At 41.9% G+C, this 11995-nt stretch carries 9 protein-coding genes; all 9 read left to right on the top strand.

What is annotated here, in order from left to right:
* Positions 1–212 precede the first annotated feature (212 nt).
* Positions 213–1595 carry a bifunctional UDP-N-acetylglucosamine diphosphorylase/glucosamine-1-phosphate N-acetyltransferase GlmU gene (gene glmU, locus O3670_RS04455; RefSeq protein WP_037602066.1) on the top strand — a complete coding sequence of 461 codons (1383 nt, stop codon included), beginning with the start codon at positions 213–215 and terminating at the stop codon, positions 1593–1595.
* 75 nt (positions 1596–1670) lie between these two features.
* Positions 1671–2219, top strand: coding sequence for an NUDIX domain-containing protein (locus O3670_RS04450; protein WP_037602068.1), 549 nt, complete (start codon positions 1671–1673; stop codon positions 2217–2219).
* 3 nt (positions 2220–2222) lie between these two features.
* Positions 2223–2483: a cell wall synthase accessory phosphoprotein MacP gene (macP, locus tag O3670_RS04445; RefSeq protein WP_037602071.1), complete on the top strand. Its 261-nt coding sequence runs from the start codon at positions 2223–2225 to the stop codon at positions 2481–2483.
* A gap of 66 nt (positions 2484–2549) precedes the next feature.
* Positions 2550–3242, top strand: coding sequence for a 5'-methylthioadenosine/adenosylhomocysteine nucleosidase (locus O3670_RS04440; RefSeq protein ID WP_037602073.1), 693 nt, complete (start codon positions 2550–2552; stop codon positions 3240–3242).
* A gap of 392 nt (positions 3243–3634) precedes the next feature.
* A complete protein-coding gene (locus tag O3670_RS04435) occupies positions 3635–6661 on the top strand; it encodes a Spy0128 family protein (RefSeq protein ID WP_371595834.1) in 3027 nt (1008 codons plus the stop codon).
* Positions 6662–6791: 130 nt separating this feature from the next.
* A complete protein-coding gene (locus O3670_RS04430) occupies positions 6792–7790 on the top strand; it encodes an LTA glycolipid anchor biosynthesis glycosyltransferase, IagA/BgsA family (RefSeq protein ID WP_004182965.1) in 999 nt (332 codons plus the stop codon).
* A complete protein-coding gene (locus O3670_RS04425) occupies positions 7791–9113 on the top strand; it encodes a glycosyltransferase family 4 protein (RefSeq protein WP_013990954.1) in 1323 nt (440 codons plus the stop codon).
* A 458-nt stretch (positions 9114–9571) separates the two neighbouring features.
* On the top strand, positions 9572–9967 hold the full coding sequence (locus O3670_RS04420) for a hypothetical protein (RefSeq protein ID WP_013990953.1): 396 nt from the start codon (positions 9572–9574) through the stop codon (positions 9965–9967).
* Positions 9968–10011: 44 nt separating this feature from the next.
* On the top strand, positions 10012–11958 hold the full coding sequence (gene thrS / locus O3670_RS04415; RefSeq protein ID WP_002890325.1) for a threonine--tRNA ligase: 1947 nt from the start codon (positions 10012–10014) through the stop codon (positions 11956–11958).
* Positions 11959–11995: the final 37 nt, after the last annotated feature.

The following is an 11995-nucleotide window of genomic DNA, read 5'->3' as shown; positions in this document are numbered from 1 at the left end:
ATGGTATAATAGGGCGATTATAGATAATCAGAGGCCCTAAAAAACGTCTGTTATGAGGACATCTTTTCTAAGAAATGAGAGACTATGTTTTCAAGGCCCCTTTCTTTCGTAGGCTATCCCAGTGGGAGGTTGAGGTCCTGAGATTTGGGGCTCAAGGCTAAGACCGCCTCGAAGGAAACCATCACAAATAAATCTTAAGAAGGAAAAAGAAAATGAGTAATTACGCTATTATCCTTGCTGCGGGTAAAGGAACTCGCATGAAATCAGATCTTCCAAAAGTATTGCACAAGGTTTCAGGCATCACTATGCTTGAGCATGTCTTCCGTGCAGTTTCAGCTATCGAACCAGCTAAAAACGTTACTGTTATTGGTCACAAGGCTGAGCTTGTTCGTGAGGTTTTGGACGGTCAATCTGCCTTCACTATGCAAACTGAGCAGTTGGGGACTGGTCACGCAGTAATGATGGCTGAAGAAGAGTTGGCTGGACTTGAAGGGCAAACGCTTGTTATCGCCGGTGACACGCCTTTGATTACCGGTGAAAGCCTTAAAAACCTTATTGATTTCCATGTTAATCACAAAAATGTTGCCACTATCTTGACTGCAACTGCGGACAATCCGTTTGGTTATGGTCGTATTATCCGTAACGAAAATGGCGAAGTGACTAAGATTGTTGAGCAAAAAGATGCCAACGAATTCGAACAACAGGTCAAAGAAATCAATACAGGGACTTATGTCTTTGACAATAAACGTCTCTTCGAAGCACTTAAAAATATCAACACTAACAACGCTCAAGGGGAATACTATTTGACTGATGTTATTTCTATTTTCCGTGAGAATGGTGAAAAAGTAGGTGCCTTCACTCTTCGTGACTTTGAAGAAAGTCTCGGGGTTAACGACCGTGTTGCCTTGGCTACGGCAGAAGATGTTATGCGTCGTCGCATCAACCAAGCTCACATGGTTAATGGTGTTACTTTCCAAAATCCAAACGCTACTTATATCGATGTGGATGTGGAAATTGAGCCAGACGTTGTCATTGAAGCCAATGTTACGCTTAAAGGGCAAACTAAAGTCGGTGCAGAGTCAGTGCTTACCAATGGGACTTATATTGTTGATTCAACTATCGGTGCCAATACTGTTATCACTAACTCTATGATTGAGCACTCAGTGGTTGAAGAAGGTGTTACTGTTGGTCCATTTGCCCATGTTCGTCCGGATTCAATTCTCAAAGAAGGCGTTCATATCGGTAACTTCGTCGAGGTTAAGGGTTCTACCATCGGTGAAAATACTAAGGCTGGTCACTTGACCTACATTGGTAATGCGGAAGTTGGTTCTGACGTTAACTTTGGTGCTGGAACAATTACCGTTAACTATGATGGTCAACATAAATTCAAGACCCAAATTGCTAACAACGTCTTTATCGGAAGCAATTCAACCTTGATTGCACCGCTTGAAATTGGGGATAACGCCCTCACAGCAGCTGGTTCAACTATTACAGATGATGTGCCAGCGGACAGCGTAGCCATTGGACGTGGCCGTCAGGTCAATAAAGAAGGCTATGCCATTAAGAAACCTCACCACCCAAGCCAACATAAGTAGGCTTAAGCCTATCTAAGTCTTACTTCTATTGGAGAGATGATTTAGATTGGGGTCATAGATTAAAGGAGTCAAGTCATGGAGTTTGAAGAAAAAACACTTAAACGTGAGTCAAAATTTAAGGGACATATTTTTGAAGTTGCAGTAGACGAAGTCCTCTTGCCAGACGGTAAGACAGCTGGTCGTGAACTCATCTTTCACAAGGGAGCAGTAGCTGTTTTAGCGGTTACCCCAGAAGGAAAAATCATCATCGTCAAGCAATACCGCAAGGCTATTGAGGCAGTTTCTTACGAGATTCCTGCGGGTAAACTGGAAGTCGGTGAAGCTGGTGAAGAGATGGCTGCAGCAGCGCGTGAACTTGAAGAGGAGACTCAGTATAAGGGTGAACTTAAATTGATTCATGAGTTTTACACAGCCATTGGTTTCTGTAATGAAAAAATCAAGCTCTATGTGGCTACAAACCTCAAGCCTGTTGAAAATCCACGCCCACTTGACGAAGATGAGTTTCTTGAAATCTATGAGTTGACTTATGCGGAATGTATGGAACTCGTAGCTTCAGGTGCAATTCAAGATGCTAAAACCATCATCGCTCTCCAATACTATGCACTTCATTTTGGAGGAAAATAAGTTATGAGTAAGCCACTTTTGACTGACGATGTCATTGAGCAGGCTAAGCGTGGGGAAATCGATTTAGAGGAACATCCTTATTATGAGGACTATGATCAAGAGTTCTATGATGAGGACTATGAAGCTAATTATCAGCCCTCTGCTTACAAGAGCCGTCGGATTGAGAATGCTAAACGCAATCAATTCCAACACAAGCTTAATCGCATCCTCTTTTGGGTTGTCGTCCTCTTGATTATTCTCTTCATTGCTGTCTTTTATTTCTAATAAGTCTATGAGTCAGATAGCTCTGTCTACTGATTCAGACAAGATTACAAGCTGAAAAGGAACTATATGAAAATTGGAATTATCGCTGCCATGGAGCAGGAGTTAGTGCTTCTAGTGGAGCAATTGGAAAATAAGGTTGAAGAAACTGTTCTTGGCAATACCTACTACACAGGACGCTTGGGAAAACACGACGTCGTTTTGGTGCAATCAGGTGTTGGTAAGGTTATGTCAGCCATGTCTGTGGCTGTTTTGGCAGACCACTTTGGCGTTGATGCCCTCATTAACACTGGTTCTGCAGGAGCAGTAGCACCTGGACTTAAAATTGGAGATGTCGTTGTGGCATCAAAATTGGCCTATCACGATGTTGACTTGACAGCATTTGGCTATGACTATGGGCAAATGTCTATGCAACCACTCTACTTTGAAAGTGACCCTAGCTTTGTAGAGACTTTTGAAAAGGTTTTGGCTCAAGCCTCTATCGACTCTAAAATTGGTCTTATTGCGACTGGTGATAGCTTCATTGCAGGTCAAGACAAGATTGATATTATTAAGGGGCATTTTCCAGAAGTCTTGGCTGTAGAGATGGAGGGAGCAGCAATTGCTCAAGCTGCACACAGTGTCAAGAAATCTTTCATCGTTGTTCGTGCTATGAGTGATACAGCAGCCCATGACGCTAATATTACTTTTGACGAATTCATTATTCAGGCGGGGAAACAATCAGCTGCTATCTTAGTGGAGTTTCTCAAAGAGCTTGCCTAAAATACTTTAAATGAGTGTTTATGCTCATTTTCTTAATAAATTTAAAGACGACTGTTATTCCTTTAAGAATGGCAGTTTTTTTCTGCTTTTAAATAAGAAAACCTTCTCATTTTTTAAAGAAAAAATCTGAATTTTAGCATTTTTCAGACGGAAATTTAATTAAAATTATGTCAATAAAATGAGAAAGAAAAACAATATTAAAAGAGAGACTCCGAAAGAAAGCTTATAATATAAGGGTTTGAAAATTTCACTATCTATTGATATCTTAGAAAGCTTTACAAAACCTCCAAAGGGGTAAATAATTATCTTGCAAAGTTCTGAAAATAGTGTATAATTCAGAATGAAAAGGGTTGCAAAAATGTTAAGATTTGTAAAAATGGGAGGATAGAATCATGAATAACCGATTCGGTGATTCGAGGCAGCGTTTCTCAATCCGTAAGTTTACGGTGGGCGTTGCTTCGGTCTTACTTTCGTCTGCAGTTTTTGGTGTAAGTACCGCCAAAGCAGATCAAGCTGAAGAGCCTAAAGGCCAACCAGCGACGAGTGTACTTGAGGAAGCCAGTGAGTCTGATGGTGGGGGCCAAAGGACAAGCACTAGTGCCTCAAGTCAAGAAGTGACAGCTGAACCTACCGTTCAAGCAGAAAGTACCAGTGCTATCTTAGTAACTGCTGTTTCTAGTGAAGTTGCGCTTCAAGAGCAAACGGTTGCAAGCTCTGAGCAAACAAGTTCATCACAAGATAAGACTAGTGAGGGGCTCAGTGAGAAACCTGTTACAGTCAATGAAACACGAGAAGCTAGCGCTAGCGACCTCGCTGCAGCAAACAATACGAGTTCCGCTTCGTCTGATAATTTCGGACTTAAGGTTACCAACCTAAGTCGTCCGATCCCAGCGGATGTCAAGGTGACAAAGACAGGAACTGAAATCACTGTTCAAAATCCTGATGTGGAAATAGAATTTCCGAACGGAAATAGTAAGTACGCTACTAGCAAGGTTGTCTACCACAATATTCCTTTCCCTGATGATATGACTATCAATGAAGGGGATCAGGTCATTTTTAATTTGCCTGAGCAGTTGCGTTTCCGTACTAGCTACGATATCAATGTCTATAATCCAGACAATCAAATTGTAGGTCTGGCTCAAATTGATCCTGAGAAGAATCGTGTCACAACGACCTTTAATAACTATTTCCAAACACATCCCAACAATAAGCTCATGAGTTTGGAGTTGGATACCCTTTATTCTGAAGAAGTAGATGAAGGGGAACATCTCACTCTTGATTTTGAGGGACGTATCATTCATGTTTCAGTGGGTAAAGTGCAGTCACCTCCTCCAGGTCAAGAGGTTATTTCTAAGTGGGGTAGTCAAGACAAGAATGATCCTACGCTTTTGAATTGGCAGATGCGTCTTAACTACTCACGTCGTGTTCTTAACAACTTGAGATTGATTGACACTTGGTCTGACAATCAACGATTTGTGGACGGTTCTTTGCAACTCCGCTACATTGATTCGGCAGATCCTTGGATTGACAAGGGATCAGCTATGGACCTGATTAAGAGTTTCTCTTATGACGACACCCATTTTGAGCTTAAACTTAATCAGTTAGACCGCATGGTTTATGTTTGGTATCAAACCCGTTTGACACAACCTGTTGAAGAAGCAACCAACCCTGTCAACCGCATTAAGCTTCATGCCGATGTTGTTTCTGATTCTTACAAGTCAACCATTCGCTTGGTTGGAGGTCGTGGAGATGCCATCGGGGATAACCTCGCTCATTTCAATCTTGAACTTGAGAAGGAATTGACCGGTAGAGACCTCAAAGATAAAGAGTTTACATTCAAACTCCTTGATGTGACTGATGGTGCCAATCCTGTTGAGTTAGGGGAAACCACTAATGATGCCAAGGGTAAAATTGTCTTTTCAGATCTCTCACTTAGCAAGCCAGGCGTCTATCATTATCGTGTGACTGAAGTTCCAGGAAATGACGAAGATGTGGTATACGACAAACTCGAAGCCAATATCACTATTCAGGTTGTTCGTGAAACTGTAGATAACCAAGTTAAATTGGTTGCCAAGGTTGTCTATCCAGAAGACGTTATCTTTAACAATAAATTAGTAACACCAGCCAAGGCCAAAATTGCATTTGGTAAGGAATTGACCAAGGCAGGCGTTAAACAAGATCTAAAAGCAGATCAATTCCAATTTGTCCTTAAAGACCGTTTTGGAAAAGTCCTTGAGACTGTTGGAAATACAGCTGACGGTCAGGTTGCCTTTAGTGAGTTGACCTTTAACAAGGTTGGTACCTACAACTACACTGTTGAAGAACTTGCAGGTAAGGATGATGCAATTGTTTATGACAGCATGAAAGCTGCTGTTTCTATCACGGTAACACGTGATGGCGACGCCCTTGTTTCAACCGTGGTTAATCCTAAAGACACTATCTTTAACAATAAGTTTGTGACTCCAGCTAAAGCCGCTATTCAGTTCAGTAAGGAATTGACTAAGGCAGGTGTCAACCAAACTTTGACTGCTAATGAGTTCCAATTTGTTCTCAAAGATAGTGCCGGTCATATTGTCGAAACAGTTGGTAATACAGCTGATGGTCGTGTTGCCTTTAGTGAACTTCACTTTGATAAGGCAGGAACTTACACTTATACTGTTGAAGAAGTTAAGGGAACTAACGAAGATATCATCTATGATGGTATGAAAGCGACTGTCTGGATTACAGTGACACGAGATGGTGATGCTTTGGTATCAACAGTCGCTAATCCAAAAGATACTGTTTTCAATAACTATGTGAAAGACGTGCAACCAGCTAAGGCCAAATTCGAATTGACCAAGGTTCTTACAGGTCGCAACCTCAAAGATGGTGAGTTCAGTTTCGTCCTCAAGGACGACAAGGGTAATGTTATCCAAACAGTGACCAATAATGCACAAGGAAACATTAGTTTTGAAAATATTGTCTACGACAAACCAGGTGTTTACTACTACACTGTTGAAGAAGTCAAGGGCAATGAAGCTGACGTGGTTTATGATAACATGGTGGCTAAGTTCCAGGTGACCGTTACTAAGACTGTAGGTGAAAAGGAAAATCTGCTTGTAGCAGCTGTCCTTCTTCCTTTGGATACAGAATTTAACAATAGTTACATTCCTCCAAAACCTCCTACACCGCCAACACCACCGACACCACCAAGTGTCCCACCTAAACCACCAGTGGTTCCGCCAACACCACCAACTCCGCCTACTCCACCGGTGACTCCAAAACCAGCTAAGCCAGTTCAATCCTCTGAGAAATCAGGACCTCAACTTCCAGAGACTGGTCAAGCTAACGATACTGCCTTGCTTGCCCTTGGTGTGGCAGCAGAAGTGGCAGCAGTCATGGGTGTAGCATATAGCCATCGTCGCCGTAAAGACGTTTAAGATGATGACCTAAAAGATCGAGTATTCTCGATCTTTTTTAGTATTTGGCCACCCATCTCATTAAATGAGAAATCAAGATAAAGCCAACTGCAAGATGAAATTTCTACTAAATTAAGCTATAATGAAGAGTATGAAAGTTCTACTTTATCTTGAAGGAAAATCGGTTCTTGAAAAATCAGGAATCGGACGGGCTCTCCACCATCAGATGCATGCCTTGGACTTGGCGGGGATTCCCTATACAACGGACATCTTGGGTGATTACGATGTCGTTCATATTAATACTTATGGGCCACGCAGCTTGATGTTGTTGCATGCTGCAAAACGCCGTGGCAAGAAGGTCATCATGCATGGTCATTCGACACGTGAGGACTTTGAGAATTCATTCATCGGTTCTAACCTTTTGGCCCCACTTTTTGGAAAATATTTGGCCCACATGTACCAAAAGGCCGATTACGTGATTACGCCATCTGAGTATTCCAAAAAATTGATTCAGTCTTACGGAGTTACCACACCAATCATTGCTGTTTCAAATGGGATTGATTTGAAAAAATACGGTAAGGATCCACGTAAGGAAGAAGTTTTCCGAGACTACTTTGGTATCGAGGAAGGACAGCCAGTGGTTATTTGTGCGGGGCTTTATTTCCAACGCAAGGGAATTGAAGACTTCGTCAAGGTGGCCGAAAAGATGCCTCATGTTCGTTTTATTTGGTTAGGTAGCATCAGCAAATGGTTGATTCCTAAGAAGATTCGAGACATTGTCAATGGTAAGCATCCTGATAATGTCAGCTTCCCAGGTTATTTCAAGGGAGCCGTCTTCCAGGGGGCTATGAGTGGTGCTAATGCCTTCTTTTTCCCATCTTACGAGGAAACTGAAGGGATTGTGGTGCTAGAAGCCTTTGCTAGTCACCAGCATGTAGTTTTGCGTGATATTCCTGTTTATGAAGGTTGGGTTGATGACAAGTCGGCCTCATTTGGGCACAACGTGGACGAATTTGTAGTAGCCTTGCAAGATATTATCGATGGTAAAGTGGACAAACGTGAAGAAGGCTATAAGGTTGCAGAAAGTCGCTCGATTGATGATGTCGCCCAAAAGCTTGTTGAAGCCTACAAAGAAGTATTGGAGATTTAAATGCGTATCGGATTGTTTACAGATACCTATTTTCCACAGGTATCAGGTGTTGCGACCAGTATTCGCACGCTGAAGACGCAGTTGGAAAAAATGGGACATACAGTCTTTATCTTTACCACCACTGATAGAGATGTTGACCGCTATGAAGACTGGCAGATTGTCCGTATTCCGAGTGTGCCTTTCTTTGCTTTTAAGGATCGCCGTGTAGCTTATCGTGGCTTTTCCAAGGCACTAGAGATTGCTAAACAATATAAGCTTGATATTATTCATACGCAGACAGAGTTTTCATTAGGTCTGCTAGGGATTGCCATTGCACGCGAACTTAGGATTCCTGTTGTGCATACCTACCATACTCAGTATGAAGACTATGTCCGCTATATTGCCAAAGGTATGGTTATCCGTCCAAGTATGGTTAAGTACATTGTTCGTGGCTTTATGAGCGATTTAGATGGAGTCATCTGTCCGAGTGAGATTGTTTATGACCTTTTGCTCAAGTACAAGGTTGCAGCTGAAAAACGTGTCATTCCAACTGGAATTGAACTTGAAAAGTTCCAACGTCCAGAGATTACTGAAGATGATGTGACGGACTTGAGAACTAAGCTTGGTATCGCCTCTGATGAGACTATGTTGTTGAGCCTTTCTCGTGTGTCCTATGAGAAAAACATCCAGGCTGTACTGGCTGCTCTCCCTTCTGTTTTGGAGGAAGACGACAAGGTGCGTTTGGTTGTGGCTGGTGACGGTCCTTACCTACCAGATCTTAAGTCTCAAGCCAAAAAACTTGGTATTCAGGACAAGGTGGTTTTCACTGGTATGATTGCGCCTAGTGAGACAGCACTTTATTATAAGTCTGCTGATTTCTTCATTTCGGCATCAACCAGTGAGACTCAGGGCTTGACCTATCTGGAAGCCTTGGCTAGCGGTACCCCTATCATTGCCCACGGAAATCCTTATTTGGATAATGTGATTACAGACCAGATGTTTGGAACGCTCTATTATCATGATAATGATTTAGCCGGGGCCATTTTGGAAGCTGCCATTGCAACACCAGAAAAAGACGAAACTAAGTGGGCTGACAAGCTTTATGAAATTTCTGCGGAAAACTTCGGAAAACGTGTCTATGAGTATTACTTGGACCTTACGATTTCTAAGGATTTCCACAATGACTTGAATGGTGAAGACAGTACCATGAAACGCTTGACGCGTATGGTAACTTATTTGCCGACTAAGGCTATTACCTTGCCTGTTAATGGCTCTGTTCGTATCCTTAAAGGATCAGCCAAACAGGTCAAGAAAATCAGAAATATCACGAAACTTTTGGATTAGGAAAGCTACCAGATTTTCCTAGTCAGATAAAATCTTAGAATTGATTAATAAAAGAGATAATTAGCTTGAAAAATTACAGTTTCATGCTATAATAACGCATAGAGACATATCAGTCATGGGAAATCTTTCAGAGAGCGTGTGGTGCTGGAAATCACGCAGAGGACATGATTGGGACTACTCGATTAACTTTTTATGCAAACATAAAACGGTGGCCACGTTAGAGCCAATCAGAGGTGTAGGACAGACTCGTTTTTTGTCGTACATGAACTAAGGTGGAACCACGTTGCGACGTCCTTTTTAGGATGTCGCTTTTTGTATTGTTTGGTATGCTTTACAATTTTTAGAATGTCTAGTTTAGATAGAAAAGCTTTACTTTGTGACTGAATATTTTCTCTTTGATTACTAAAAGGATTGTTTAGAACGGGGTGACACTATCTTTTTAGTTGAGGGAGAATTTTATGGGGTTCAAATATGAAGCTATCAAGGCCTACCTGATTGACCACGGTGTGGATGCTAGTCTTGCTGAGACCATGCACGCTATCTATGCTACTAGGAGAATCGGTAGGTCAACTTTTGAGTATTTCCTAATTGTTTTTACAGAAACAGAGGTTTTGATTATTTCTCTTACTCTTTTAGGAAAATTAGGAGATATTATCGCCAAATTTCCTGAAGAGACGATTAAGTCTTATCAGTTTAAAAAACGCTTGTTTATTGGTTATAAACTTCGCATTTTTCTAAATGATGGCAGGGAGCTAGACTTTAATGTCAACAAGATATTGATTGGAGCGGGTTGGCATAAGACGGAATTGCAAAGCATCCTAGAAACAAACTATTACAACAAAAACATTAAATAGAAAGGAAGAAGGGGCTCATCCTTTAGAGCTCTGACATCTTAATTATGATTAACATTACTTTCCCAGATGGCGCTGTTCGTGAATTCGAATCTGGCGTTACAACTTTTGAAATTGCACAATCTATCAGCAACTCTTTGGCTAAGAAAGCACTTGCTGGTAAATTTAACGGTAAATTGATTGACACAACTCGTGCGATCACTGAAGATGGAAGCATCGAAATCGTGACACCTGATCACGAAGATGCCCTTCCAATCTTGCGTCACTCAGCGGCTCACTTGTTTGCCCAAGCAGCTCGTCGCCTTTTCCCAGATATTCATTTGGGTGTTGGTCCAGCGATCGAAGATGGTTTCTACTACGATACAGACAATGAAGCTGGTCAAATTTCTAACGAAGACCTTCCTCGTATCGAAGAAGAAATGAAGAAAATCGTTAAGGAAAACTTCCCATCAATCCGTGAAGAAGTGACTAAAGACGAAGCGCGTGAAATCTTCAAAAATGACCCATATAAATTGGAATTGATTGAAGAACACTCAGAAGACGAAGGTGGTTTGACTATTTACCGTCAAGGTGAGTATGTTGACCTTTGCCGTGGCCCACACGTGCCATCAACTGGTCGTATCCAAGTCTTCCACCTTTTGAATGTTGCAGGTGCTTACTGGCGTGGAAATAGCGACAATGCTATGATGCAACGTATCTACGGTACAGCTTGGTTCGATAAAAAAGATCTCAAGGCTTACCTTAAACGCCTTGAAGAAGCTAAAGAACGCGACCACCGTAAACTTGGTAAAGAACTTGATTTGTTCATGATTTCTCAAGAGGTTGGTCAAGGTCTTCCATTCTGGTTGCCAAACGGTGCGACAATCCGTCGTGTCTTGGAACGCTACATCGTGGACAAGGAAGTAGCAGCAGGCTACCAACACGTCTACACTCCACCAATTGCCTCAGTTGAGCTATACAAGACTTCAGGTCACTGGGATCACTACCGTGAAGATATGTTCCCAACAATGGATATGGGAGATGGTGAAGCCTTTGTTCTTCGTCCAATGAACTGTCCTCACCACATCGAAGTTTACAAACACCATGTGCATTCTTACCGCGAATTGCCTATCCGTATCGCTGAAATTGGTATGATGCACCGTTATGAAAAATCAGGTGCCCTTACAGGACTTCAACGTGTGCGTGAAATGTCACTTAATGACGGTCATACTTTCGTAACACCTGAACAAATCAAAGATGAGTTCCAACGTACGCTTCAATTGATTATCGACGTTTACGAAGATTTCAACTTGACTGACTATCGTTTCCGTTTGTCATACCGCGACCCTAAAGATACTCACAAATACTTTGACAATGATGAAATGTGGGAAAATGCTCAAAGCATGTTGAAATCAGCCATGGATGACATGGAACTCGACTACTTTGAAGCAGAAGGTGAAGCTGCCTTCTACGGTCCAAAACTTGATATCCAAGTGAAGACTGCCCTTGGTAATGAAGAAACACTTTCTACTATCCAATTGGACTTCTTGCTTCCAGAACGCTTTGACCTTAAATACATCGGAGCTGATGGGGAAGAACACCGTCCAGTTATGATTCACCGTGGGGTTATCTCAACAATGGAACGCTTTACAGCTATCCTTATTGAAAACTATAAAGGAGCCTTCCCAACTTGGTTGGCACCTCAACAAGTAACTGTTATCCCAGTTTCAAACGAAGCCCACACAGATTACGCTTGGGAAGTTGCTAAACAACTTCGTGACCGTGGTATCCGTGTTGAAGTGGATGAACGTAACGAGAAAATGCAATACAAGATTCGTGCGTCTCAAACACAAAAAATCCCTTATCAATTGATTGTTGGTGATAAGGAAATGGAAGACGGAACTGTTAACGTTCGTCGTTATGGACAAAAACAAACACATACAGAAGCTGTGTCAGAATTTGTAGAAAATATCCTTGCTGATATCGCTCGCAAATCACGCCCAGATGCCGAATAAAAAAAGGGTCGGTTAGCTAAGCTAACTGACTTTTTAG

Source organism: Streptococcus sp. 27098_8_74 (assembly GCF_041431705.1).
Classification (GTDB): domain Bacteria; phylum Bacillota; class Bacilli; order Lactobacillales; family Streptococcaceae; genus Streptococcus; species Streptococcus salivarius_E.
The sequence above is the reverse complement of the archived record's forward strand: the minus strand, read 5'-3'. Positions and strand labels throughout refer to the sequence as shown.